Origin of the sequence: Paenibacillus sp. FSL H7-0703 (assembly GCF_038003485.1) — a bacterium.
GTDB classification, from domain to species: Bacteria; Bacillota; Bacilli; order Paenibacillales; family Paenibacillaceae; genus Paenibacillus; species Paenibacillus polymyxa_B.
On the sequence record NZ_JBBOPF010000001.1, the window covers coordinates 1,986,606 to 2,012,931 of the forward strand.

Consider the following 26,326-nt stretch of genomic DNA (forward strand, 5'->3'; position numbering starts at 1 on the left):
TTTTTATGTTTGCAAACGAAAAAGCAGTCGTCGTATTCAGCGGCGGCCAAGACAGCACAACCTGTTTATTTTGGGCAAAAAAACATTTTGCTGAAGTAGAAACCGTGACGTTCGATTACGGTCAACGCCACAAGCAGGAAATCGAAGTAGCCGCTGGAATCGCCCGTGAACTAGGTGTTCCGCAAACGGTACTGGATATGAGCCTGCTTAATCAACTAGCCCCTAATGCCCTCACACGCACCGACATTGACATTACACAACAGGAAGGCGAACTGCCTAGCACCTTTGTAGACGGTCGCAACCTTCTGTTCCTGAGCTTCGCGGGAGTTCTCGCCAAGCAAAAAGGAGCGCGCCACTTGATTACAGGCGTTTGTGAGACGGATTTCAGCGGCTATCCCGATTGCCGGGATTCTTTTATCAAATCGCTGAACGTCACACTGAACCTTTCGATGGACTATCCCTTTGTGATTCATACCCCGCTCATGTGGCTGAACAAGGCCGAAACCTGGCAGATGGCCGATGAGCTGAAAGCTTTTGAATTTGTAAGAACACGTACACTAACGTGCTATAACGGCGTCATTGGCGACGGCTGTGGCGAATGCCCTGCTTGCAAACTTCGCCGTGCTGGACTCGAGCAATATCTCGCGATACGCGGAGCTTCCTCCCAAGGAGTTGAAGGTCATGCGTGAGCCAGGTACCTTCCGCATTGTCGACAAGCTCCAGCAGTTCGGGACAGACATTGAGCACTCTCAGCTGCGTTATCACCGCAAACGTGTACTCGTTAGCAAACAATTTACATTCGATGCAGCACATCATTTGCACTGCTACGAAGGCAAATGCAAAAATCTGCACGGTCATACCTATATCGTCGTTTTTGGCATAAGCGGTATACCGGGCGAAACGGGTCTAACGCTGGATTTTGGTGACATCAAAACGATCTGGAAAGAGCGGATTGAACCTTTTCTGGACCATCGTTACTTAAATGAGACGCTTCCTCCAATGAATACAACGGCGGAAAATATGGTCGTCTGGATCTTTGAACAAATGGAGTCAGCCTTGACCTCGGATGCATACTGCAACCGTGTCGAAGGTGGACGTACCGAGTTTGTACGGTTGTTCGAGACACCTACCAGCTACGCCGAATTCCGACGGGAGTGGATGCTCGATGAGTAATACTGTAACTGCTAATATCGTAAATACTCACCAACCTATGACTACACCCGACAAGGCCTCAACAGCCCCTATTCCCGTACTGGAGGTGTTTGGTCCCACCGTTCAGGGCGAAGGGATGGTCATTGGTCGTAAAACAATGTTTGTTCGTACCGCAGGCTGCGATTACCATTGCTCGTGGTGTGACTCCGCCTTTACCTGGGACGGCAGCGCCAAGGATCAGATCCGTCGTCTGAGTGCCACAGACATTTGGCAGGAGCTGAAGGCCATCGGTGGCGAACGGTTTTCGCATGTGACCCTTTCTGGAGGCAACCCTGCCCTGCTGCCGCAGCTTGGGGAGCTAATCACCCTGCTGCGCAGCCAAGGCATTGCCACCGCTGTCGAAACACAAGGATCCCGCTGGCAGGAATGGCTGTACGATATCGATGAGGTAACCCTATCCCCGAAGCCGCCCAGCTCGGGTATGACGACCAACTGGGACGTGCTGGATGATATCGTCGCCCGTCTGTCGAACCGGAAGATGGCTGGTGAGCCCCGAGCTACGTCCAACGTCCCAACCGCAACAGGCTTGAAGGAACCCGCTAATGAATCTGCGCAGCTCTATACCGGAGCTTGCAGCTTGAAGGTCGTCATCTTCGATGACACCGATCTTGCCTACGCCCGCACCGTTCACGAGCGCTATCCACACGTACCATTGTTCCTTCAGACGGGTAATCCAGATGTAAACACGGAGAACACCGGACAGATTGCGGAGTCCCTACTCCATCGTTATGAATGGCTTATCGACCGTGTCATGGACGATTCCCGACTTAACGACGTAAGAGTACTCCCACAGCTCCACACCCTCGTATGGGGCAATAAACGCGGCGTATAACACTTATATGTAATATATTCCGTATGAGCTGTATGTGATACACAAGTTACGCCAAATTAGTCGAAGTACACCCTCGACATCCAAAAGAGAAACCCTCGTCCGTAAGGGCGGGGTTTCTCGCAAAATAACGCTCCTTTCATATAGGAGCGAGCATTATTCACTTCTGCCCCAGCCTACAGGTAGAGTAGGGACTTTATGGTGTTGACGGCGGAGCGACCTCCCCATCACCATAACTCCCTCTCTCTTTTACCAAACTAAACTTAAGGAGCCTCATCCATATGACCGGAAGAACACCCGAAGAAATGACCGACGTTACCCTGCTTGGCAATCAAGGCACACAATACACTTTTGCCTATGATCCCGCCATTCTCGAAAGCTTTGATAATAAACATCCGTATCGGGATTATTTTGTAAAGTTCAATTGCCCGGAGTTCACCAGCCTGTGCCCGATTACAGGACAGCCTGATTTTGCAACCATCTACATCAGCTACATTCCCGATATTAAAATGGTAGAAAGCAAATCCCTTAAGCTGTACCTGTTCAGCTTCCGTAACCACGGCGATTTCCATGAAGACTGCGTCAATATCATCATGAATGACTTGATTAAGCTGATGGACCCTCGCTACATTGAAGTATGGGGCAAATTCACGCCACGCGGCGGTATCTCTATCGACCCGTACACCAACTACGGCAAGCCAGGAACCAAGTATGAACAGATAGCGGAGCACCGCATGATGAACCATGATATGTACCCGGAAAAGATCGATAACCGTTAAGCTAATACTCCCTATCCTTAAACAATAAAGTGCACCCCCTAGAATACATCCCCATGTATTTTAAAGGTGCACTTTATTGTTAAATAGCGAGCTAATTATGTTTTACTTAGTGACTTTCAACTGAGCACTGTCAGCTGTATAGATAACCTTCACTTTATAATTGCTTGGTAAACCTACCGTTTCAATGGAAGAAAATGCTCCATTTCGTTTAGCATAAGTTAAGATCGTAGCACCATTAGCCGGTACATATTTGTTAGAAAAATTCAGACGTAATTTTCCGTTGAGTATAGCTGTTCCTTTTATTTTGAGCACATCATTTTTACTGCGCAGGTTAAGCTCAAGTGTTCCCTTGGCAGATTGTCTGTAATTTCCGCCAATAATCAGCTTTCCAGAAGCATTTTTAAGAAGAGTTCCCCCGTTATTCGTAATTCCACCACTTCCGAAAGCCGTTTCCGAAGTTCCCTCCAAAGTACCTTGGTCGATCTGTGTACCGCCGTAATACGTATTGTTACCCATTAGCTTCAACGTACCTGTTCCCTTTTTAGTCAGCTTTCCAACACCAGAGATATTATTGCGCCAGCGATCCAATGCATTGAAACCGCCTTTGGAAGCGTCCATATTCACCGTCACATTATTGGCGAAAGCGCCGTAGCTATCCGCAGCTGAAAACAGGTTCAATCGTCCCCATCCCTCAGCATCATCAAGTACAGGATAGCCGGAAGGAATCCCTGTAGTAGCCAAAACCCAACGACGTTGTGTGCTATCCAGGTAAGGCAAGCGTGTCTCCAACAGTACCTCAGCTCCCTTAGGCACTGTCATTGGCGTCGTAGTTGGATTAACCTGACTGAATCCGTATGTTAATCGTTGATTATAGTTTTTTTTGTTTGTGGCATAATTGCTGAACCGATCTGGAGCTGTACCTTTTTGAGACAGCAGTTGTTTGCGAGCATCCTGATAAGCTGCTTTCTTCAAGCTGCTATTGGCTGGATCAGACAGGATAGCAGCAGCCATCGCCGTTGCCATGACACGTCCTCCCATAACATCAAGCGGGGAGTGCATACCGGCAACAACACGGTTATTGCCCAGCTCCGAAGCTCGTGTCAGCAGTTCCTGATAACGCTCCGGCACGGCATAGGCCATAGCAATAGAACTGAGATACGCAGCATTGGTATGACCGCTAGGAAAGCCGCCATCGCTAGTAGCATCAGCTTTGAGAGCGGGAATAAGGCTCGGAACAACTACTGATTTATCGCTCCATCGAAACGGGCGAGGATAGCTAAAATAAGACTTAGCCGGGTTCGTCGTAGAATATTCTCCGCGCAAGGTATTTACCAGATTTACGATGTTGCCGAGATTGGAGCTTGTACTCCCAGCATTCGTTCCCTCATCTTCGTATTTCTTAGTCAGGGCATCTGCCGGAATGTCGTTGATCGTTGTCGTGGCACCTGCATTCTTTCGATATACATCAGTGAGCGAACCCAGACCGTCGATCACACTGTAGCTCTGGTTTCTGCGATCATCCAAATAAGCCGCATCAGCCTCACTTGAAGTGCGACGGGCAGCTATATCAATCACTTTTTGAATATTGGCGTCCAGCACGCTGCTGTTTAGCTTGGTACCTGTATCCCAGGTAGCGCCGGGAGTCCAAAGCTTATTAAATTCGGAGAGCAACCCGAGGGTCGGATTAGAGCTTTCCGTCTTATTTGCAGAACTATTATTTTTATAATGATCTACGAAATATCCCCACGACGGTTCTGTTGGAGTTACCGTTGTTGGTAGGGTTGCCGCACTCGCATAACTTCCACCCAGGGAACCTAGAAGTAGTGGTAAAGATAGTAATGCAACTGATAGTGGTTTCCTTAGCGATTTCATTCTCAAATCAGATCCTCTCTTCTCTTGTGCTCTTCATACTTTCTCTACGGAGCTATTATCTATATAACAAGATGTATGACATAAAGAATCATATCTTACGTTTGTTAAATGAAGAGCTTAGTTTTGTTAAATGAAAAAAAGGCATCCCAAGAGCCGTATATACGACTCTGGAGACACCTCGTTCAAACCGTTATAGAAAAAACACTACCCTACAGCCATACTTCTATGACTTTGCCATTCACGAAAGCCACCGCCTTGAAATAAAGACTACGGTTGCCGTATACCCAGGCTTCGACTTGAGTTCCGTTTGAAGCAGCCCCCTTTTCTCTGACTGTTGGGTTTCCCCATGCGAACTGTACCTGTGTCGTATTCATGCCCAAGCTTACCTCATTATTTTTAATCTTGTTCCAGATGGCTTGCGACCATTGGTATTTCTTGTACGGATCGTAAGTCAGAAATTGATCGGAATCAGACAGCATTTGTGGAATGCGTGAAGCTCCGATGATGGAAAACGTGTTATAAGTTTCGCCATTGTCCCCCTGGAAAATAACTTCGTAAGATTTAACACCGTTCGGGTCCGTGCTGACTTCGATATCTTTAACTGTTACCTTGCCAAATCGCTCTCCAGCGCTATAGAAGTTATTGACCCAATAGGTTTTGCCAATTAATTTGGACAGACTGCCCAGATCAATGGCTCTAATAATTTTTGCCGTTTCCGGCGTCTCAATGACCAGCTTGGTAGCGCCCACAGATAATTCTCCTTGCTGGCGGTCACGATTCCATTTGAATCCGCCCAACTTCAGATCGGTCAGTAATGTTCCCGGGAATACAACCTGTCCGTTTACCGTTTGAACCTTGCCCTTCAGTGCAACAGGTTTACCATTCACCATTGCGGTGGAACTCCCTTTTTGGAGTACGATATTGTTTTTACCCAGCTTGATCGTAAAGGTCTGGTTCGCCACGGTAACAGATCCACCCAGCGTCTTGAACACAGACTGCACAGGCAAATACACATTGCCGTTCAGTATAGCCGCCCCGGTCAAGGTTTGATCGGACGAAACCTTTAGTGTAAAAGAAGAGGGTATTCCTTCGGTCCGCAGAGCTACGGATGTGCTTCCAATGCCCCTTACTTTGAGTGTACCGGAACCATTCTGCTGTAGCTCGGCAACCTGCGGTTTCTCCACTTCAATCTCACTAGCTTCGGGATGACGTGTTAGTCGATAACCGTTCGAATACGTCTCTTGTACATTTAATTGAATCGTATCGCCGATGGCAGCCTCTTTGGAGGTCGTCAACAAGGACATACCCGTTAATGTAGGCAAGCTCAGCGCAGTCGTGATTCCGTCCTTATAGCCGACCCAAGAGCCATCCTTTAATTGTGCAAAAAGCTCGTCAGGCGAATCAACCAACCGTGCAACATTAGATAACCCGCTAAGCTGCACAGCTGGATATTTCTTCATTCGGTCATAGCTCCATACAGTCCCGTCATGATGTACAGTAATCAAGACATGTGTACCTTTTTTCCATAAAATCGAAGCAATATCACTTCCCACTTCGCGCGGTGGTTCATTGGTCAGCATATCCAGCATCGTGACATGGCCATCTTCCTTAAGTACTGCAGCATACGCCGTACTCATTTTGATATCAAGCGCACCATCTACATGACCTATCTTGCGGGGCTTAGATTCTGCGTACCCTGTGGAATACCATACATCACCGGATCGAGTAAGAACCGTAAAGTAGGTACTTACCTTATCACCGTCTATAGCATCCGATATTCCCTCAACCTGTTCTCTTCCCCAGGAGATCGTCCCATCGGTTTTAATAGCCAAACCCTCACCTGTAATTTCTTTAACTCCTGAGGATTGAGCCGTCACTTTTGGGTCGGAATTATCATCCCAGATGGCTACCTTCCCGTCCTCAGTCCAGCCATAATAACCTTGACTCTTGTCTTTACTGCCTGTAATGCCTTTCAAATTCAATTTCTCAATAACCGGGCCATCTATACTCTTTCTCCATAAAGAACCATCATCCAGTATGTAGTTATTCCGGTCGATCACGTCTATAATTTTAGCGTTTTTCCAAGTGTTGTTTGTCGTTACATTTGCCGCTACTGCTGTTTCTCCATTGTTTAACGCAGTTCCCACCACCGCTCCACATACCAAAGATACTGCCAGCAAAATCTTCGTTGCTTTTCTCATCGTGGTTCCCCTTTTCTATCTATATTTCCATATCAATATTTTGCATAACTTCATTCCCAACGCTCAAAAATACATTATATAGACGAACTAGATCACTTCGATCTCTATATTGCTGATTTGAAAAGCGCTCTTGGGACTTATGCAAAATACTCACATATATATCGGTTTTGAGGATGATAAATGTTTGAATTTGGATATGTCATTTTAGAAATTCTAACTAAATGGAGCAATGAAGAGTATCCAGCAGGATGGGCAAGCAGTAATGAGTAAAGGTGGCCTTTATCCCACTTTCAGCCATTTGCTGCAAACGGATCGCTTCCTATATCTTAAAATATACATACATATTCGGAGGATGCCATGACTAGTAAATCTGCTACAAAAAATGAAACGGGCCGATCACTCCCCCTCCCAGGTCCACAAGCGAAAGGCACCGTTTTTGCGATACTGATTGCGATCAGTTTCGTCCATCTGTTCAATGACTCGATTCAATCGGTCATTCCAGCGATCTTTCCGATCTTGAAGGAATCTATGAGCCTGAACTACACGCAGATCGGCTGGATTTCATTCGCGATCAATTTTACAGCTTCAATCATGCAGCCTGTGATTGGCTTGTTTTCGGACAAACGGCCTACGCCCGCTATCCTTCCCATCGGCATGGGCTTTACGCTGACTGGCATGCTGTTGCTCGCCTATGCTGCCGATTATAAAGCGGTGCTGATCGCAGTCATCTTTGTGGGTCTGGGCTCGGCTGCCTTTCACCCTGAAGGCTCGCGCGTATCCCATATGGCGGCCGGGCCGCGTCGGGGATTGGCACAATCCATTTTTCAAGTTGGCGGCAATGCGGGCCAATCGCTGGCGCCGATGCTCACGAGTTGGATTTTTATCCCGTTAGGACAATTCGGTGCAATCTGGTTCACAGGTATTGCGGCAGCGGGAATTGTGGTGCAATCGTTCATCGCCCGCTGGTACGGTAACGTCCTGCGTACAGAAGGCATTGCACGCAAAAAAGCGGTGGCACGCCGCATGAAGCCTGAAGTGCGTAACCGTGTTATGTTTGCCATGATTGTCCTCATTCTACTGGTATTCGTCCGTTCGTGGTACTCGACCTCGGTCGGAAGCTACTATTCGTTTTACCTGATGGAAGTATTCAAAATGCCATTGGCTGATGCACAGCTTTACATTTTCCTGTTCCTCGGGGCTGGAGCGCTGGGCACCTTCTTTGGCGGTCCGCTCGCGGACCGTTTTGGTAAACGCAATATGATATTTCTGTCCATGGTATTAGCTGCACCACTCGCGCTGGCACTACCTTATGCCAACCAATTCTGGACGGCGATCCTGCTGGCAATTATCGGATTTATTATGCTGTCCAGCTTTTCGGTCACAGTCGTATATGCACAGATGCTCGTGCCCGGCAAAATCGGGACCGTGTCCGGTCTCATTACGGGCCTCGCTTTTGGCCTTGGGGGTGTCGGCGCACTCGTGCTCGGCAACTGGATCGACAAAGTAGGCATCACCCATATCATGTTCCTATGCGGCTTTTTGCCACTGCTCGGCATCTTAACCTTCCTGCTTCCGACAGATAAAACACTGAACCGCTGGGCGGAAGAAAATGGAGCCGAAGTGTAACAGGCAAACGTGTGGCGGCCATCTTGGCCGCTGCACACCTTTATAGCCAACTAACGTGATTCCTCACTCTCTACTTCTGCCAAACGCATTAAAATCCGACGCTTCCGATACAGCATTTTCCCTGCTTCAGCTACGTCACTAATAGCGCTTCGATTTGCAATGGAGCCAAACAAAATACCCGCAATCGGGACCATTTGAAGCAGCTTTTTCCATCCAAACTGATCACGATAAGTGTTAATGACCTCTCTCCATCCCTGCATTTGGGAAAAAACCTGTGCCTGACGTGAAGGATCATCAAACAAAGCCAGCTCCTCTAAAACAGCCTTTTTACCCACAATATCAGATGAAGCGAATTGCATACATTTAATAATAAAAATGCGTTCCTGCTTATCATGGGGATTAAAGCCATAACACAAGGCTATTTCCTGAAGCACTTTGAGTGACAAGCCGAGCAAAAGAGGAATATCCGCCGCAATCGTAAACACACCGCCAATTCCCGTTGTTGCTCCCTGAGCGGTAGCAAAGGTAATGCGAGCCGACGTCATATCGTCAGCAGTCCGATCCATGATTGTTAGCGGGAGCTCAGCCGCCTGCTTCAACTCCCACCTAGGTTCGGCACTATGTTCCGAATCAGCGTTTTCCCCGGCACGAGGCAGGTCCTGCGTATCCGACACGGAATCTGCGCCATTTTGCTGAATTACATGTTCATGGGCCGTCTTTTTCAGCCTGTTCAGAACCGTTTCTTCCTTCACCAAATATTTGCCGCCGTTCTGAATGAAACTACCCATCTCATTAAGCAGTTGCTCCAGCTTGTCTTTAATGACTTTGGGCGTCAGCCGATCCAGCAACATAAAAGGCCATCTGCCGATTTTTTCCCAGAAAAAAATGTCCTTCTGTTCCTTTTCCCATTTTTCAATATTCGTCAGCTCATGACGCAATACGTCCTGGCTTTCCCGATATTCTGTAAGCTGTTTCATAACCGTAGACGTCTCCTTTTGACTATGCTAGTTTATGTATGAGTAATACGTAAGTAAGGCGAGTTCAGGTTTCTTTTTTTAGCAAACTAGATGATAAAGAAAGTTAAAAATCCATACAGATCGGAGTGTAATGATGAATAATCCCACATTCGCCTCACAGTCTTCTTCAACTGCTAATGTAGAGCTTGTCCCTTACCATTGTGAACATGATGCCATTTTACATACCTTCTACTTGCCTGAGGAGCAGAAGCAGTTTACTGGAATGCCGGATGAAATGCTGACACTGGCCAAGGAAGATCCGCACCGCCATCCTGTCGTGATTACGGCTACTAGAAGACCCGTTGGATTTTTCATTTTATACGATGGGGATGAATTAGCGGACTATACGAATACTTCTGAGGCACTGCTACTGCGCGCGTTCTCTATTCATTACGCAGATCAGGGACAAGGATTCGCTAAGAAAGGGCTGCTTCTACTACCACAGTTCATCGCCAGACACTTCCCACATATTCGCGAGATTGTACTGGGCGTCAATGCCCGTAATCTGCCTGCCCAAAGTCTGTATCGCAAATGCGGCTTTATCGATGAAGGCAACACTAAAATGGGACAACACGGATTGCAGCATATTTTAAAAATGAGCCTATAACGTTGACCTCATAGCCCTCCCCCAAATAAAAAAGCTTTCGGCACAAACGCCGAAAGCTTTTATCGTTAAATCTCACCAATGGAAAAACTCAATTTGTAATTACCAAACTTCGTAAGCTCATCCAGCATGGTATTTAACTCTGCCTGTGATGACATGCGCAAGCGCATCCAATAACAGCCTTCCCCACTCACTCGATGGATTTCGACAATATAGGGATGCTCCCGTGCAAAAGCCTGGAAAGCACTGTGAGTTGTTCCTGAATTCAAAAAAACCGTAATAAAGGCATGAATCGTCTGCCCAATTTTCTCAGGGTTCCAGCGCAGCGTATAGCCCTCGATAATGCCCGCATCCTGCATTTTTCGAACACGCGCTCCTACTGCTTGGCCTGTCAAATGAACAAGCTGACCGATCTCCTTGTGCGATAAAGAGCTGTCTTCAATTAAATGATGAAGAATGCGCAGATCGGTGTCATCAGGTACGAATAGTTCCATAGTTATTTTTCCTTTCATGATGAAACGATAATACTGGTTTTCCTTTCAGCAGGCCGTAGCCTGTAGCTCCTTGCGTCAGATATGATTGTAACAGAAACAAAGAACCACCGAAAATACACTCTGTCCAAAAACATTCACTACCAAAGGAGCTTCCATAGATGAAAATCACACTAATCCGCAACGCAACCTTATGGATCGAATACGCTGGAGTAAAATTTCTGATTGATCCGATGTTGAGTGATGCTGGCGCAAATCCGCCGGTTCCCAATACGGAAAATGCCCGCCTTAATCCGCTGGTTCCCTTGCCGCCACAATGGCAGGCACTCGGACAGCCTGACGTTGTGATCGTCACACATTTACATCCAGATCATTGGGACCCGGCAGCAGTACGCTGGTTGGACAAACAACTTCCCGTCTTCTGCCAGCCCGGAAATGAAGAACAAATTACTGCTGACGGTTTTACACAGGTTACTCCGATTTCGGTGGCTGGCTCCGTGGGAGAAATTGAGCTCATCCGTACTACCGGGCATCACGGCACCGGAGAAATCGGGGAACAGATGGGACCCGTATCCGGCTTTGTGTTTCAGGCTCCCGGTGAACCTGTCGTCTATTTGGCCGGGGATACGATCTGGTGCAGTGAAGTCGCCGAAGCACTGGATAAATACCGTCCAGAGTGGACAATTGTGAACGCTGGAGGAGCACGGTTCACGGTAGGTGATCCCATTATTATGACTGCCCAAGATGTAACGGCTGTTGCGCAGCATGCCTCTTACACACAAATCGTGGCTGTCCACATGGAAGCAATCAACCATTGTTTACTAACTCGCTCCGAGCTTACGGAACACATCAACCGTGAAGGTTTGGAGAGACGTGTCCATATTCCAGCAGATGGAGCGACGATTTCGGCATAAGGCGATAATCCAGAGTCACCGCTTGCGCCCATTTTGAATATATTGGATTTCAAAACGCCTAAAGAAGGGATTATCAATGAATTGGCAATATCCTTATTATGGTACAGAAACCCAATGTAAAGAAGTTCCGATTACCTTTCCTCCCCAGCATCAATATAGACAGCCGGGGTTGGAATACCTGATGGTTCCACGCCCTATTTATGATAATCCAAAGTATATCGGCACCGGAAAGCTTCTGGATCGGGTGGCTATTATTAGCGGCGGAGACAGCGGTATTGGTCGTGCGGTTGCTGTGGCTTTTGCCAAAGAAGGGGCCGATGTGGTCATTGCCTATCTCGATGAGCATCGAGATGCTATGGAAACCCGTGATGTCATTCATAAGCTCGGCAGACGTTGTTTGTTAATTCCGGGCGATCTAAGGCTAAAAAGCAACTGCTGTCTGGTTGTTCAAAAAACGATGGAAACCTTTGGTCGGATTGACATTCTGATTAACAACCTGGGTGTTCAGTTTGTGCGCGAATCGTATCTGGATATCAGCGAACAGCAGCTTCGTGATACGTTTGATACGAATATTATTTCCTTCTTCCATATGACTACAGAAGCACTGCCGTATATGCGGGCTGGGGCCAGCATCGTCAATACGGCATCGGTTACAGCCTATGTTGGTCAAAAAAATCTGATCGACTATTCAGCTACCAAAGGAGCCATTGTCAGCTTCACCCGCGCTCTGGCTAATAATCTGGTCGATCAGTGCATCCGCGTGAACGCCATTGCTCCCGGCCCGATCTGGACTCCGCTGAATGCCGCGACACAGTCGCCCGAAGCGATCCGCACCTTTGGCACCAATACGCCGATGAAGCGTGCCGGGCAGCCTTATGAATTGGCCCCCGCCTATGTGCTGCTGGCTTCGGATGATGGCTCCTACATTACAGGGCAAACGCTGCATGTCAATGGCGGACAAATGGTGACGGATTAGTTGCGTTGGCTGACAAGACCTAACAAACAAGACACCTCCGGCACCCACATTTTAAGTGGGACTGGAGGTGTATTGTTTTACGATATCGAATCTGAGCTTAAGCTGATCTTTTGTTTTTGTTGTAAATATCGAAGGCAACCGCCAGCAGAAGTACTAAGCCCTTGATGCCTTGCTGCCAGTCAATACCCAGACCAATCAGAGACATGCCGTTATTCAGTACGCCCATGACCAAACCGCCGATAATGGCTCCAAAAACGGTTCCGATCCCGCCGGATGCCGAAGCACCGCCGATAAAGCAAGCCGCGATGGCATCCAGCTCAAAGTTCGTACCTGCTCTCGGCGTAGCCGCGTTCAGACGTGCAGCAAAGATTAAACCGGAAATGGCAGCCAGCACACCCATATTGACGAATACCCAGAACGTTACTTTTTTCGTTTTGACACCGGACAGACCCGCTGCCTTTTCATTTCCACCCAACGCATACACATGACGGCCCATAATCGTGCGGTTCATGACGAAGGAGTATACAACGATCAGTATGAACAGCAGCACGAGAATATTAGGTATCCCCGCGTAGCTCGCGAGCATAAAGGTGAACAAATTGATAACCGCAGCTACCACAATCAACTTGAGTACAAATAAAGTCTGTGACGGAACCTCAAATCCATATTTAAGCTGAGAACGGCGTTCGCGAAGTTCGTTCACGATAAACCATACCGTGAGTGCAATGCCGACAATGATGGATACCAGATTATACCCGGTAGATGAAAAATCCGGCAGGAAGCCTGAACTGATTTTCTGGAAGCCCCCCGGAAATGGAGAGATCGATTGACCTTCCAGCACGATCATGGTCAATCCACGGAACAGCAGCATTCCCGCCAATGTAACGATAAATGCCGGAATCCGTACATAAGCGACCCAGAACCCTTGCCATGCGCCGATTAACGCCCCGACCAGCAAAGATGCAATCACAGCGATCCATGCTGGAAGCTGCCAGTCGACCATCATTATGGCGGCAACCGCACCGACAAAAGCGGCTATGGAGCCGACGGACAAATCAATATGTCCAGTGATGATAACCAGCACCATCCCGATGGCCAGCACGAGAATGTAGCTGTTTTGCAGAATCAGATTTGTAATATTAATCGGCTTCAACAGCAGGCCGCCTGTCAGTACCTCGAACAAAATCATAATGACGACCAGCGCAATCATCATGCCATATTGGCGGATGTTATTTTTAAATAGTTTAGTTATGGTTTCCATGCTTCACGCCTCCTGACTTGGTCATATATCTCATCAACGTTTCCTGCGACGCGTCCTCACGGCTAACCTCTCCAGTGATCCGCCCAGCATTCATGACATAAATCCGGTCACACAAACCTAGTACCTCTGGCAGCTCGGACGAAATGACCAGCACTCCCTTGCCTTCAGCGGCAAGTCGATGAATAATCGTGTAAATTTCATATTTGGCGCCCACATCAATGCCGCGTGTCGGTTCATCCAGAATCAGAATATCCGGCCCGGCAAAAATCCATTTGCTCAGCACCACCTTCTGCTGATTGCCGCCACTCAAATTACCCGTTTTCTGTAAAATGCTCGGCGCTTTGATGTTCATGCTTTTTTTCATTTCCTCTGCAACAACGACTTCCTCCTGCTCATTGACGACAGCGCCCTTCGTCAGCTTGTTCAAGCCAGTCAGCGAAATATTACGCTTGATGTCATCCATCAGAATGAGGCCATACTCCTTGCGATCCTCTGTTACATAGGCAAAGCCGTTGTTGATCGCGTCCGTAACCGTGTTGTTCTGGATCGGCTTGCCGTCTTTAATCAGCTGACCGGATATGTTGCGTCCGTACGACTTGCCAAAAATGCTCATCGCCAGCTCGGTCCGTCCCGCTCCCATCAGCCCGGCAATACCGACAATTTCACCGCGACGGATGTTCAAATTCACCTGATCCAGCACCTTGCGGTCTGCATGATGCTCGTGATAGACCGTCCAATCCTTCACTTCCAAAACGACTTTGCCAATCTCGGCATGACGCTCTGGATAACGGCTGGTCAGATCACGTCCAACCATCCCGCTAATGATCCGATCCTCCGTGACCTCATCCTTTTTCATATCCAGTGTCTCAATCGTCTTCCCGTCCCGCAAAATCGTAATTGAATCCGACACCTTTGCGACTTCATTCAGCTTGTGGGAGATGAGAATGCAGGAAATGCCCTGTCTTTTAAATTCCAGCATCAAATTAAGCAGATTTTCACTATCATCCTCATTCAACGCCGCTGTCGGTTCATCGAGAATAAGCAGCTTCACCTTTTTAGAGAGCGCTTTCGCAATTTCGACCAGTTGTTGCTTCCCGACCCCGATGTTCGTAACTAATGTATTGGGATTCTCACTCAAACCGACCTTGGACAGCAGATCGCGTGTACCCACAAAAGTCTCTTTCCAATCAATCACACCGCCACTGGCGCGTTCGTTGCCCAGATAAATATTTTCAGCAATCGAGAGATATGGAATCAGCGCCAGCTCCTGATGGATAATGACAATGCCCAATTCCTCGCTCTGCTTGATATCCTTGAACTCACACGTTTTGCCCTGGAAAACAATATCCCCTTCATAGGTTCCATGCGGATATACACCACTCAGTACCTTCATCAGCGTCGATTTGCCTGCACCGTTCTCACCGCACAAGGAATGGATTTCGCCTTCCTTGACCTTGAGATTTACATTTTCCAATGCCTTCACGCCGGGAAAGGTTTTGGTAATTCCCTTCATTTCTAGAATGATTCCAGTCATGGGATACGCTCCTTTCGGTTGGATTCTTACTCTTATTTCAATCCGATTTGCTCTTTGGTGTAATAGTGACTGCCGACAATATCCTTCTCCACATTCGTCCGATCCACCGAGATTGGATCAAGCAAGTAGGCAGGAATGACCTTTTTACCGTTGTTATAGGATTCGGTGTCATTCACTTCCGCTTGTTTGCCCTGTAAAATGCTGTTGGCCATCACGACCGTTTGCTCAGCCAGCTTGCGAGTGTCCTTAAATATGGTTTGCGTCTGCTCCCCAGCCACAATGGACTTGATGGAAGCCAGCTCTGCATCCTGCCCTGTAATGATCGGCAGCGGCTTGTTCGCTGATCCATATCCGACCCCTTTTAGGGATGAAATGATACCGATGCTAATGCCGTCATAAGGGGATAGTACCGCGTCCAGATTAGCCCCCGAATAGTACGCACTCAACAGGTTATCCATTCGCGACTGGGCCAATGCTCCGTCCCACCGCAGTGTAGCGATCTGCGCCATCGTCATCTGCTTGCTGCGCACGACCAGTTTGCCGGAATCCACGTACGGTTTAAGTACAGACATCGCGCCATTAAAGAAGAAATAAGCGTTATTATCATCCGGCGAACCACCGAACAGCTCGATATTGAAAGGACCTTTGCCTTCCTTGAGTCCCAGCTTTTTCTCAATATATGCTGCCTGTAGCACGCCCACCTTGAAGTTATCGAAGGTCGCATAATACGTCAGATACGGTGTGTTGCGAATCAGACGGTCGTAAGAAATGACCTGAATTCCTCGGTCGTGTGCCTTCTGAATCACATCCGTCAGCGTGTTTCCGTCGACCGAAGCGATCACCATAACATTGACGCCCTTGGTGATCATATTTTCGATTTGGGAGATTTGGTTTTCCACTACGTCCTCGGCGTACTGTAAATCCGTTTTATAGCCTTGCTCCTGAAACAACCGGACCATATTTTCTCCGTCCCCTACCCAACGCTCGGACGATTTGGTCGGCATGGAAATGCCCACATAGCCTTTCTCCTTGCTGCCCGTTCCACTCTCTGCCAAATTACAGGCCGAAAGCATCAGGGCCAAAACCAGAAGCCATACGACAACAGCTCCTTTTTTCATATGAAGTTCCCCTTTCCTCATGTAATGCAGGTCATTTGAAGGTAAGGATTTTGCAAAATCCTCAGGTCAGTGCTAATTAGAGTTGAGATGAGATAGCGCTTACATAAGTGAGGCAACGAGTGCCTCTCCTTTTTTTATGTGCAAACACATGGTATCATTCCAGCCCGGGAAAGGTCTTTGCTGGTTTTGAACTTTTTTTATAAAATTTTAACCTTTGTGGTGGGGAGGCTAGTCTAAAACTCTACATCTTTACTGACAGCGCATTAATTATAAGGTACGTCGGTGTTATCAACATTAGCAATACGGGACGCTTAAGAGAGACAAAAAAAGGGTAGCTCCAGTTTATCAAGCTACCTTTTTGAATGTGCATATCATTGAAATATTTTCACAGTTAACTCTTACCTTCATCTACATCAATTAAAAATACCCGCTCCTGGAATCCGCCTCGTGTCTCGGCTTTGTCCGCCCGTAGCTTGTCCAGCTCTTCTGCATTCGCTCCATGTACTTCTGCCAGCGCTCGGATGACTTCCAGCGTATCCGCCAGTTCTTCCAGCGCATCCTGATCTTTTTCGGCTTCAAAATATTCCTCGACTTCTTCACGAAGCTTGGTTCGCAGTTGCTGCTTATATTCCTCTGGGTCCAAAATGCGTGTTCGACATTCCTTGCCCTGAGACATAATGAGGTGCGGAATCCGATCCCGCACCAGTTTGTTGTATGTAGGCATATGAAATAACACCCTTTCTGATGTGGAAGCATTAGCCTGTATCCAACATCTCCCTTTTCGTCATTATAATATTAGCTCAAAAAGAACCGGGGATTATTGATAAAAGATCTAACGACTCATTAAATGGATTTTCTTTATAAATAGATGGATACCGCTTAGACGGATCAGCTACGATCCGCTGTGACAGAGACTCTAGAATAGAGTCCGTTTTATAAAGCAACTTGTCTACTTCCCCCAGCTTCATCGGCTCTTTAGATACATCATCTTCTCCCGAAACCAGATAATGTACCGTACCGATAAACAGAACCATATCTAAATTGGGCTCAGCATCTGTGTGAATTAAAGGGAATAGGTCAGTCATGGATCGAATGTACAATGGAATGATTTGGTTTCGATGAACATACATGGCCTTAGCCATAGAAAACATCGCTCGATCACAAAGAATGAGGCAGTTTTGAAACTGATGATGGTCGCGCATCATCTGTGCAAGCTTGATCTGGTATTCGGCAAGCTTTTGAAAATCCATCATGCAATTGAATATGTAGGTGTCGCTGTACTTAGGCAATTTGAAATCGGAATCACTATGTAGGGGACTTAAGGAGTAATGTTTCAAGGGGAATCAACTCCTGAATTAAAATTTCATAAATAAGGGTTTTGCAAAATCCTGAAACAATGTGAGCAACGTAGCACAATTATGTAACCATCAAGATGTATAATTTTCTAGCTACCGGACAAGCTTCATAATAAATATTACTATATAGTAGTTTTTAATTCAATTTACTTACTAACACATATTAATTAGATGTAACTCTTTCTCTACACTTCTAACTAGAGGATTTTGCAAAATCCAATAAGCGACTTCCAATTAATAATATATAGATTGAGATGATCTAGTCCGTCTATATATTGCACTTTGGAGCGATTGGAATCGAATTTTGTGAAATTCTTACTATAGAGAGGTGTAATCATGTCAGAACTTTTAGAATTAGTCGGTACACGTATTCGAGATATTCGAAAGTCTAAAGGGCTTTCCCAAGAAGCTTTAGCCGAAAAAGCAGGATTCAATTCGAGTTATATTGGTTTCATTGAGCGTGCGGAGAGAAATATATCTTTGAAAAATCTGGAGAAAATAGCGAAGGCATTGAACGTGGGCGTCTATCAGTTGCTTACATATGTGAAGGACAATGATGAGCTTACCGAAGAAGATTCGAGTATAAAAACCATTTTGACTCTCCTAAGAACTCGTGAATCCAAAGATACTGAGCTGGCATTAAAGATTCTTACGGACATCTTTATTAGAATCGATGAACGATGAAACAAAAAAGGAACTGCGCTTTGCAGTTCCCCACCAACCTCTTACGACAACGCCAACATCGCTTTCATATCTTCCTCTGCGGTAGTAATTAGCTTCAAGCCAAACATCTCCACCAGTACATCCAGTACGCCAGAAGAAATGAACTCAGGCGGCTTCGGCCCAATGCGAATATCCTGGATGCCAAGGCTGAACAAGCCTAGCAGGATGGCAACCGCTTTTTGCTCAAACCAGGACAGCACAATGCTAACAGGCAGCTCGTTCACCGTACAACCGAAAGCATCCGCTAATGCCAGAGCGATTTTCACAGTAGAACCCGAGTTGTTGCATTGCCCCAAATCAATATAACGCGGAATGCCGGTATCTCCAACGGTGCCATAATCCACGTCATTAAAGCGGAATTTACCACAGGACGTGGTCAGAATGACCGTATCATTCGGCAAGGATGTAGCTAGCTCGCGGTAATAGTTGCCGCCTTTGCCCGGTGCGTCGCAGCCTGCAATGACAAAGAAACGACGGATATGCCCGTCTTTAACCGCCTGAATAATCTCAGGAGCCAGCCCGATAACCGTCTCATGATGATATCCCGTTGTAAGCACCTGCTCCGAATCTACATCTGCGGCTGGCAGGGCTAACGCACGCTCGATCAATGGTGAAAAGTCGTCGTCCATGATCTTGGCTACTCCCTCCAGCCCGGCTACTTCATAAGAGAAGAAGCGGTCTGCATACGTGCCTTTAATCGGCATAACACAGTTCGTCGTAGCCAGAATGGCGCCCGGGAACTCTTCGAACAGTCTGCGTTGATCGTACCAGGCCTTACCGATATTCCCTTTGAGATGTGCGTATTTCTTCAATGCTGGATAACCGTGAGCAGGCAGCATTTCTGAGTGGGTATAGATGTTGATGCCCTTACCCTCCGTCTGGCGCAGTAATTCCTCCAGCGCATACAGATTATGTCCAGTCACGACGATACATTGGCCTTCGATTTTATTCTGACTGACCGTAATCGGCTGCGGAATGCCAAAACGATCCGTATGCGCACGATCCAGCACATCCATAATCCGTACAGCCGCATTTCCGACCTTCATCGCCATTTCCAAATGCTCTTGTACATTAAAGTTAGAATTGGTTAAGGTCATATATAACGCTTCATGCGTGATCCGATCTACCTCAGGATCGCTATATCCCAACTGACGAGCATGTGTCGCATAGGCAGCAATCCCTTTTAATGCAAAAATCATCGTATCCTGCAAGCTTGCTATCGTCTCATCCTTCCCGCACACCCCAACTACTTTACACCCGCCACTCGGCGTCTGTTCACACTGATAACAAAACATATCGTTTTCCTCCAAATATTGATAGATATTTGTTCGTTATCCCCAGCGTAACAAACCCCTGAATGCGTAGGTGTGATTACACACACACTTTTTCTTACAGTTCATGATGAAATAGTGTGGGACTCATCTCCCATTCCAATCCTTCCTACTCTACCGTGCTTTCTTGAATTCCACCGCCTTTACGGTACTGCACAGGGGACACACCCATAGTCTTTTTAAAAGCGGTGCTAAAATAGTGCTGACTGTCGTAACCCGTACGTTCTGCTATATCATAGATAGACAACGTCGTGGAATCCAGCAGCTGTAGTGCTTTACGGATACGGGCACGCGTGACGAGGGTCACGAAACTGTCGTTGAGCTCCTTTTTGAGCACACGGCTGAGATATACGGCGGATACTTGTAGCCGCGAAGCAAGGGCTTCCAGCGTTAATTCCCGATCGGCGTAACCTTCCTGAATAAGCTGCCGAGCCCGGCGTACGATGGGAGACATCTGCGATTCGCCATACACTCGATCCCGACTCACCCGGTACGCGTCAATTGCGCCTTCCAGCCCACCCGCGTTGGACTCCACATGCGTATGAACCGCTATATTCAGGTAGCGTCCAATCGCCTGCTCCATGGAAGCGCCTATCGTCTCGGGTGCCTCCTGCCATAGGCATATGCCGATCAGTCCGTTCGCATCGCGGAACAACACATGCGGGCAGTCCTCCAGCAGTTCGCCAATAATATTTTCAGCGGCAAAAAGAAACAACTGGCGGTCATTCTCGCGCATAATCGTCTGCCGGGCCTCTGCCGCAGGCCACCGTACGACACCGATCTGAGCAGGCGGCCGCGATGGAAGCCGTAAAAACGCCAATTGCTCCATGATGTCTTTTCCCGTGTGTTGCCCTTCCAGCCATTCCAGGCAAAACCGCTGACGCAGCAACGGAATATTCCGTTCAATCTGTCCGGCGGCTTGTTCTACATAGGCGGCACGTTTGTGCTCTTCGTCCATTCGCTGACGAAGCCGCAACAACGCAGCATGAAGCTGATCCGCATTTACCGGCTTCAAAATATAATCCTCTACGCCAAGTCGGACAGCCTCCTGCGCATAAGCAAATTCATCATGCCCGGAAATGATCAGACAGCGGCATTCCGGACGATCTTCCCGCAGACGCCGAATCAGTTCAATCCCGTCCATGAACGGCATATTCATATCGACCAGCACGATGTCGATATGAAGCTGACCCACCAGCTCCAGCGCTTCTTCTCCGTCCTCCGCCTCTGCTGCCACCTCCATGCCCAGTGCCGCCCAATCTATGCAATCTCGTATCCCCTCACGAATGATCGGCTCATCATCTGCGATCAATACTTGGTAACGTTTTGCTGTGCCTATGGTCACTTCTGTTATGGCCTGGTCAATCAGACTCGCCGTTGTCGAGTTGTGTGTGGCCTTTGATTTCGTCATCCTGACCCTCTCCTTTTTCATAAGGCTTCTTCAGTTGCGCCATATCCAGCAGCAACGGATGAGTAATCGTCACGCAGGTACCTGTCCCTTCTTTGCTCTCCAGTACAATTCCATATTCCTCGCCAAAAGATAACCGGATACGCGCTTGTACATTCAGCATGCCATAGCTTCTGCCATGGGTACTAACTCCCTTTTGCTTCTGCTTTACTTCCATCGCCTCCAGGGGTATTTCCAGCCATTCACGCAATTCACGCAGACGGTCCGCCGTCATTCCTGCGCCATCGTCACGTACCGTCAGCAGCAGCTTGTCGTCCTCAGCTTTAGCTTCTATCCAAATCGTGCCTGGACCACGTCTGGCCTTGATGCCGTGATAAATCGCGTTTTCCACTACAGGCTGAAGCATTAACTTCAACACGAACAGATCCTTTAGCTCGTCAGGTAGATTCAATTCCCAGCGAAGTCGGTCACGATAGCGGGTTTGCTGGATTTGCATATAGCTCGATATATGCTCCATCTCGGAGCGCAGCGGAATAAAGTCATCCCCCTTGCTCAGCCCGAGACGGAACAATCTCGATAGCGCTCCTACCATGTCAGATACGTCGTCCGCCCCATTTTTCCGGGCCATCCAATGAATCGTATCTAGCGTATTGTATAGAAAATGGGGCTTAATATGCTCCTGAAGGCTGCGCAGCTCGGCATCCCGTTTTTGCCGTTCTCTCAGTTCGCTAAGTGACATGAGACGGCGAATTTGCTCCAGCATTCGGTTAAAGCTCCGCCCCAGCATTCCAACTTCATCCCCACGGTCACTCCATTGGCGAACTGTAAGATCCCCTGTCTCTGCCGTCCGCATATAGGACATCAGCCGGAAAATTGGCTGCGCAATGGAACTCGACAATCGCAAGGATGCCGTTAAGCCAAATAGACATACAATAAAAACAAAACAGATGACATAGAACTGAATTTGCCGCACTTCCAGTGTAGATTCGCGCGCCGGGAATACCCCCACTGTTCTCCAGCCCGTGAATTCGGAAGCCCTGAACATGAACAGCAATTCCCTGCCCCCAGCTTCACGGGTAAACATCCCGCTGTCACCTGCCCCGAACCATTGCGGCGGAATACGCTCAATCAAAGGCATATCCGGCCTGTACACGCTGCGCCCCTCAGCATCTGTCACCATTAAATACCCGCTTTTGCCCAAGGTTACATCCCTGGCGGCCTGCGATACAGCCCGCAGCTTGAGGTCAATCATAATCACGCCTAGCACGCGTCCGGTTTCCGGATCTGTAACCGAGCGAACGACGGAGACAATTTCACTGTCCTTGTACCGGACATGAGTGGTCACATTACGGTGGCTCGGCTGTCCTAGCACAGTGAATATGCCTGCATGCTGCGCCGCCTGTTGGTACCAGCCTTCTTCCGTCAGGCTACGCGTGCTTCGAGCGTACATTTCGTTGCTGATATAGTCGCCTTTTTCGTTCACGATCAGAATCCCTGCAATTTCAGGATATAACGTGGTATAGCCCTGCAAAAATTGCTTCATTTTATACAGCGTATCCTGCTCCTGTACAGAACTTAATGCCTGCTTGGAGCTGAGAGCCTGATTTTGCGCCGAGTTCTGAGTCTGCTCCCCCTGTTTTTCCGGTGTTATTACATTCGTATGACCCGCGTGGCCGTCAGCCAGCGTCTTCCCTTTCCAGAACTCCCCGATATCGGGGTTAAAAGCGATCAGATACGTCATGTTTTGCAAATTTTCCATTTTGGTGTCCAGCGCTTCGTTCACCTTGCCAATCAACTGCATTGTATGGTTTTCCACCTGCCGTTCAATAATCCGTTCCACCGTCCAATTGACCAGCAGACCTAATCCCAGCGAAGGCACAATGCCAAACAGCAGGAACAGCAGCATGAGCTGATAACGTAAAGGCATATTGCGCAAGCGTAACCGCGGCATCATTTGGCGCACCCCTAATTGGATACGCTCCCAAAATTTATTTCGCATAATAATCATCTACATTCGCCCGGGTGACCACGGAAATCCCAGTATCTACCCGCACGGGCAACGGAGTGTTGTCTCCAGTGGAAGAAGGTGCAGGAATCGTCAAATGATGATGCAGATGGAACAAATATTGAAGCGACCAATACCCCATATTCCATGTTCCCTGGGCAATCGTTGCCGAGATCGTCCCACCACGAATCATATCCAGTGTCGCTTTATTCGTATCAAAAGAAATGATTTTCAGCGGATGGCTGTTTTTTTGACTCAGTACCGCTTCACCCACACCTGTTCCTCCCGTTGCATCGGTCACAAAAATGCCCGCCAGTTTCGGATAAGCTTTCATCAGCCTTTGCGACTCATCCCGTGAGACCATCGCGTCTGCGCGGCCATCTGCGACTTCCACCACCTTCATCGCAGGATACTGCCGCCTAATGGTATCGCGAAAGCCACGCGAGCGTTCCTCATGATTTTGCTGTCCAGGCAGTGTCAGAACAGCGACTTGACCTTCCCGTCCCAACAGCTCTGCCATTTTATCCGCAGCGGTCACGCCCGCCTTATAATTATCCGTGCCCAAAAAGGAATACGCCCGGCTCCCCGGCGCTTCGGCATCAAACAGTACCACAGGAATGCCCGCATCCAGCGCCTTATTAATCACCGGAATCAAAGAGTGAGGATCAATCGCGGAAATCGCAATCCCTGCGGGTTTACGAGCAATTGCTTGCTCAATAACAGTTGTCTGCTCCTGCGCATCATAACGGGTAGCTCCCCGATACTCCACAGTCACCCCCAAAGCATCACCCGCATCCTCGAAGCCCTTGAGCCCGCTTTTCCAATACTCCAAACCGGACTGGAACGTAATCATTATATAGGTCTCTCCGATACTGCCTCGCAGCCCTTTATCCTCCCAAGTGCCATTCAACGGGCCAGATTGTTCATACCTGAACACATAGAGAGCAAAGGCCGCAATCAACAGCATATATACCAGTAGCGTTTTTTTCATCCTTCCTCTCCTCTTCCTGTGTGTATCCTTAAGTTATAAATTCACTTTAATTTATTCTGGTTTTACTTAGATTGTAAACGCAATCATATTAAATTGGAACTACTTCACTCTTCTTACTTTCAGGTGGCGTTAATCCTGCACTAATGTTTCTACGTTACAATACCTACAATTGTGCTAGGAAAAACATGTGCATATCTTGCGGAAAAGGAGTGATATGGATGAGCAAGCCGCGTATCGCGGAGTGGACAGAACTACGGGGCCTTGCCTACCTCGCTGTCGTGCTTCAGCATTGCATTGGCGAATATATTTATCGCAGCGACATCCAACAGCCAGATTCTGTTATGCTCGCGATGCTGTATCATTTGACACGTTTTGGCACACCGACGTTCGTTTTCCTGTCTGCGGCGCTGCTATTTTATAACGGCAACAAACCGATTGGCTATCCTCGCTATATTGGCAGGCGGTTTCGAGATATTTATGTTCCTTTCCTTTGCTGGACTGTTATTTATTGGGTATGTACTCAAAACTGGTCAACGGCGCAGTGGGGAAATATTTATTTTTACAAAGGTATGTTCGAGGAAATGATCATCCCCGTCAGCGGATATCATCTATGGTTTGTAGTGATGATCTTTCAGTTTTATATTTTGTTTCCTTTATTTGCAAAAGCAGCCGGGCAGGTTCAAGCGTTTCTACGTCGTTACAGCACGAAAAGACGCAAACAGCTTGTTTTGGCTATTATGCTGATTGCCGCTACGGCTTATGCTTTGCTGTTACAATGGTCCTACTATGACATGTCTGCATGGAGCACTGGGTTGCCGTCCTTTTGGCAGACTCTGCTGGATTATCGCACCTATAACTTTGTCATGTACTTTTTCTATTTTATGCTGGGCGCAGTATGTGCTTACATGACAGACACGTGGCGTGGACTGGCCAAACAGACGTTGCCGTGGAATGTATTTGTCTTTATTGGTTTGTTCATGCTCATGGGTCACACGATGCTGATCCAGTCGGGCGATACGATCAATCTTAATATTTCCACCTATTTGAAGCCAAGCACCTTTGTTCTAATTGTGTCGCAGCTGCTTTTATTGTACGGACTGCTGCTCCATTTGCAAAAAGATACACGATCCGAGCCGTTTCGCCGTATGTTGAACTGGATCGGGCGTTATTCTTTTGGAGGATATCTGGCCCATGCGCTCGTGCTGGCCTTCATATCCTACTACACCCGCCCGCTTGCACTGGGCGATCATCATTTTACAGCTACGCTCATTACGTTTATTGTTGTGGCAAGTGTTTCTCTGGGCATCAGCTGGCTCTTTGCCCATCTGCCCGGCGGCAACTGGATTGTTGGCTCCAAAGGCAGACAGCGGTGGAACTGGCATTCGTTTCGCTTCCAGTTCTTTTCCTCCAAACGTGCTTCCAAAAGCACGCAGGAGCTTGGCTAAACTCGTCTGTGTTTCAGCATGGGGTTATAATTCCAATGGACTTTGGCAGGGCTCGCTTATTGAGCGCTGCTTTTTTTATTGCCTTAGTATGCCGTCCCCTCAAAAAGATGATTAACATTTTATGACATGAATATGTATTTTATTTTAAAATAAGTCATTATATAGAATAATAATAAACGTTACGCGGTAGAAGTCATAGTTTTGCATAACAAAGAAGGGAGAGGATGGACTGAACATGATATCGTCGTTGTTAATGATCTAGCCCTAAACATAGTGAGGCAGCTTCTTGGTCTGAAACATACGGTTGTACTGATTAATCAGTTCATCCAAAAGCATAGACTGCTCAAGTACACAAGCATGTCCGAAGCCATACTCTTCGTAAAGATCATGCAAATGTTGTCTGGCGTGTTCCATCTGTTGAATTAACGTTACCGTTTCATACCTGTTCATCCTGCATACCTCCTAATGAATCTCATTTTAAGGAGGGATGTACAAATACGTCATAATCTTTTTTGAACCAAAAAATTACAAAATAATACAAAAAGAGACCAGCAATAAGCTGGTCCATAGTAATGAATTAGTGCTTGGTCAAGATCCACCAACGTGTCCTTGTGTTTGGATCGTGCCGGAGCTTG

24 protein-coding genes are annotated in these 26,326 nt (G+C 47.6%); 10 read left to right on the forward strand and 14 right to left on the reverse strand.

Annotation, left to right across the window (positions count from 1 at the left end; all coding sequences use genetic code 11):
• The first annotated feature begins 5 nt into the window (after positions 1–5).
• The 4 genes from queC to queF all read left to right on the forward strand — a co-directional run bounded on the left by queC (position 6) and on the right by queF (position 2,820).
• On the forward strand, positions 6–689 hold the full coding sequence (gene queC / locus MHB46_RS08540) for a 7-cyano-7-deazaguanine synthase QueC (protein ID WP_341163705.1): 684 nt from the start codon (positions 6–8) through the stop codon (positions 687–689).
• A complete protein-coding gene (gene queD / locus MHB46_RS08545) occupies positions 682–1,173 on the forward strand; it encodes a 6-carboxytetrahydropterin synthase QueD (protein WP_025720580.1) in 492 nt (163 codons plus the stop codon). The genes queC and queD overlap by 8 nt, the downstream gene beginning before the upstream one ends.
• On the forward strand, positions 1,166–2,044 hold the full coding sequence (queE, locus tag MHB46_RS08550) for a 7-carboxy-7-deazaguanine synthase QueE (RefSeq protein WP_341162076.1): 879 nt from the start codon (positions 1,166–1,168) through the stop codon (positions 2,042–2,044). The genes queD and queE overlap by 8 nt, the downstream gene beginning before the upstream one ends.
• 278 nt (positions 2,045–2,322) lie before the next feature.
• Positions 2,323–2,820, forward strand: a complete 498-nt coding sequence (queF, locus tag MHB46_RS08555) for a preQ(1) synthase (protein ID WP_013309106.1) — start codon at positions 2,323–2,325, stop codon at positions 2,818–2,820.
• 102 nt (positions 2,821–2,922) lie between these two features.
• On the opposite strand, the gene MHB46_RS08560 is transcribed toward queF, so the two are convergent.
• Positions 2,923–4,692, reverse strand: a complete 1,770-nt coding sequence (locus MHB46_RS08560) for an acid phosphatase (protein ID WP_341162077.1) — start codon at positions 4,690–4,692, stop codon at positions 2,923–2,925.
• A gap of 209 nt (positions 4,693–4,901) precedes the next feature.
• Positions 4,902–6,893, reverse strand: coding sequence for a copper amine oxidase N-terminal domain-containing protein (locus MHB46_RS08565; RefSeq protein WP_341162078.1), 1,992 nt, complete (start codon positions 6,891–6,893; stop codon positions 4,902–4,904).
• A gap of 357 nt (positions 6,894–7,250) precedes the next feature.
• Here MHB46_RS08565 and MHB46_RS08570 point away from each other — a divergent pair, with 357 nt between their 5' ends.
• Positions 7,251–8,519, forward strand: a complete 1,269-nt coding sequence (locus tag MHB46_RS08570) for an MFS transporter (protein WP_069291294.1) — start codon at positions 7,251–7,253, stop codon at positions 8,517–8,519.
• A gap of 50 nt (positions 8,520–8,569) precedes the next feature.
• Here MHB46_RS08570 and MHB46_RS08575 read toward each other — a convergent pair whose 3' ends face one another.
• A complete protein-coding gene (locus MHB46_RS08575) occupies positions 8,570–9,496 on the reverse strand; it encodes an EcsC family protein (protein WP_341162079.1) in 927 nt (308 codons plus the stop codon).
• A gap of 133 nt (positions 9,497–9,629) precedes the next feature.
• Here MHB46_RS08575 and MHB46_RS08580 point away from each other — a divergent pair, with 133 nt between their 5' ends.
• Positions 9,630–10,142, forward strand: a complete 513-nt coding sequence (locus MHB46_RS08580; protein WP_341163706.1) for a GNAT family N-acetyltransferase — start codon at positions 9,630–9,632, stop codon at positions 10,140–10,142.
• Between the two features lie 65 nt (positions 10,143–10,207).
• On the opposite strand, the gene MHB46_RS08585 is transcribed toward MHB46_RS08580, so the two are convergent.
• The gene (locus tag MHB46_RS08585) at positions 10,208–10,633 is read right to left on the reverse strand and encodes an Lrp/AsnC family transcriptional regulator (RefSeq protein ID WP_025720601.1); all 426 of its coding nucleotides are present in this window, start codon (positions 10,631–10,633) and stop codon (positions 10,208–10,210) included.
• Between the two features lie 158 nt (positions 10,634–10,791).
• Here MHB46_RS08585 and MHB46_RS08590 point away from each other — a divergent pair, with 158 nt between their 5' ends.
• Positions 10,792–11,544, forward strand: a complete 753-nt coding sequence (locus MHB46_RS08590) for an MBL fold metallo-hydrolase (RefSeq protein ID WP_341162080.1) — start codon at positions 10,792–10,794, stop codon at positions 11,542–11,544.
• Between the two features lie 76 nt (positions 11,545–11,620).
• A complete protein-coding gene (locus MHB46_RS08595; RefSeq protein WP_061831188.1) occupies positions 11,621–12,520 on the forward strand; it encodes a glucose 1-dehydrogenase in 900 nt (299 codons plus the stop codon).
• A 97-nt stretch (positions 12,521–12,617) separates the two neighbouring features.
• On the opposite strand, the gene mmsB is transcribed toward MHB46_RS08595, so the two are convergent.
• The 5 genes from mmsB to MHB46_RS08620 form a co-directional block, all read right to left on the reverse strand.
• Positions 12,618–13,781: a multiple monosaccharide ABC transporter permease gene (gene mmsB / locus MHB46_RS08600; RefSeq protein WP_023987351.1), complete on the reverse strand. Its 1,164-nt coding sequence runs from the start codon at positions 13,779–13,781 to the stop codon at positions 12,618–12,620.
• Entirely contained in the window at positions 13,765–15,315 is a 1,551-nt protein-coding gene (gene mmsA, locus MHB46_RS08605; RefSeq protein ID WP_250259152.1) for a multiple monosaccharide ABC transporter ATP-binding protein, read from the reverse strand. The genes mmsB and mmsA overlap by 17 nt, the downstream gene beginning before the upstream one ends.
• A 32-nt stretch (positions 15,316–15,347) precedes the next feature.
• A complete protein-coding gene (gene chvE, locus MHB46_RS08610; RefSeq protein WP_336077296.1) occupies positions 15,348–16,433 on the reverse strand; it encodes a multiple monosaccharide ABC transporter substrate-binding protein in 1,086 nt (361 codons plus the stop codon).
• Positions 16,434–16,824: 391 nt separating this feature from the next.
• Positions 16,825–17,157 (reverse strand): nucleoside triphosphate pyrophosphohydrolase, encoded by a 333-nt coding sequence (locus tag MHB46_RS08615; RefSeq protein ID WP_341162081.1) that lies wholly within the window; start codon positions 17,155–17,157, stop codon positions 16,825–16,827.
• A 76-nt stretch (positions 17,158–17,233) separates the two neighbouring features.
• Positions 17,234–17,770, reverse strand: coding sequence for a hypothetical protein (locus MHB46_RS08620; RefSeq protein WP_341162082.1), 537 nt, complete (start codon positions 17,768–17,770; stop codon positions 17,234–17,236).
• 354 nt (positions 17,771–18,124) lie between these two features.
• Between MHB46_RS08620 and MHB46_RS08625 the strand changes: the two genes are divergently transcribed.
• The gene (locus MHB46_RS08625; RefSeq protein ID WP_023987345.1) at positions 18,125–18,472 is read left to right on the forward strand and encodes a helix-turn-helix domain-containing protein; all 348 of its coding nucleotides are present in this window, start codon (positions 18,125–18,127) and stop codon (positions 18,470–18,472) included.
• Positions 18,473–18,513: 41 nt separating this feature from the next.
• Here the strand turns inward: MHB46_RS08625 and hcp are convergent, their stop codons facing one another.
• The 4 genes from hcp to MHB46_RS08645 form a co-directional block, all read right to left on the reverse strand.
• Positions 18,514–19,806, reverse strand: coding sequence for a hydroxylamine reductase (gene hcp / locus MHB46_RS08630; protein WP_013309082.1), 1,293 nt, complete (start codon positions 19,804–19,806; stop codon positions 18,514–18,516).
• A 145-nt stretch (positions 19,807–19,951) separates the two neighbouring features.
• Entirely contained in the window at positions 19,952–21,253 is a 1,302-nt protein-coding gene (locus MHB46_RS08635) for a response regulator (RefSeq protein ID WP_341162083.1), read from the reverse strand.
• The gene (locus MHB46_RS08640; RefSeq protein ID WP_341162084.1) at positions 21,204–23,204 is read right to left on the reverse strand and encodes a cache domain-containing sensor histidine kinase; all 2,001 of its coding nucleotides are present in this window, start codon (positions 23,202–23,204) and stop codon (positions 21,204–21,206) included. Before MHB46_RS08640 ends, MHB46_RS08635 begins: the two co-directional genes overlap by 50 nt.
• 34 nt (positions 23,205–23,238) lie before the next feature.
• The gene (locus MHB46_RS08645; RefSeq protein ID WP_341162085.1) at positions 23,239–24,246 is read right to left on the reverse strand and encodes a substrate-binding domain-containing protein; all 1,008 of its coding nucleotides are present in this window, start codon (positions 24,244–24,246) and stop codon (positions 23,239–23,241) included.
• A gap of 218 nt (positions 24,247–24,464) precedes the next feature.
• On the opposite strand from MHB46_RS08645, the gene MHB46_RS08650 reads away from it, so the two are divergent.
• On the forward strand, positions 24,465–25,691 hold the full coding sequence (locus MHB46_RS08650; RefSeq protein WP_341162086.1) for an acyltransferase: 1,227 nt from the start codon (positions 24,465–24,467) through the stop codon (positions 25,689–25,691).
• Between the two features lie 264 nt (positions 25,692–25,955).
• On the opposite strand, the gene MHB46_RS08655 is transcribed toward MHB46_RS08650, so the two are convergent.
• Positions 25,956–26,141 (reverse strand): aspartyl-phosphate phosphatase Spo0E family protein, encoded by a 186-nt coding sequence (locus MHB46_RS08655; protein WP_025723187.1) that lies wholly within the window; start codon positions 26,139–26,141, stop codon positions 25,956–25,958.
• Between the last annotated feature and the right edge of the window lie 185 nt (positions 26,142–26,326).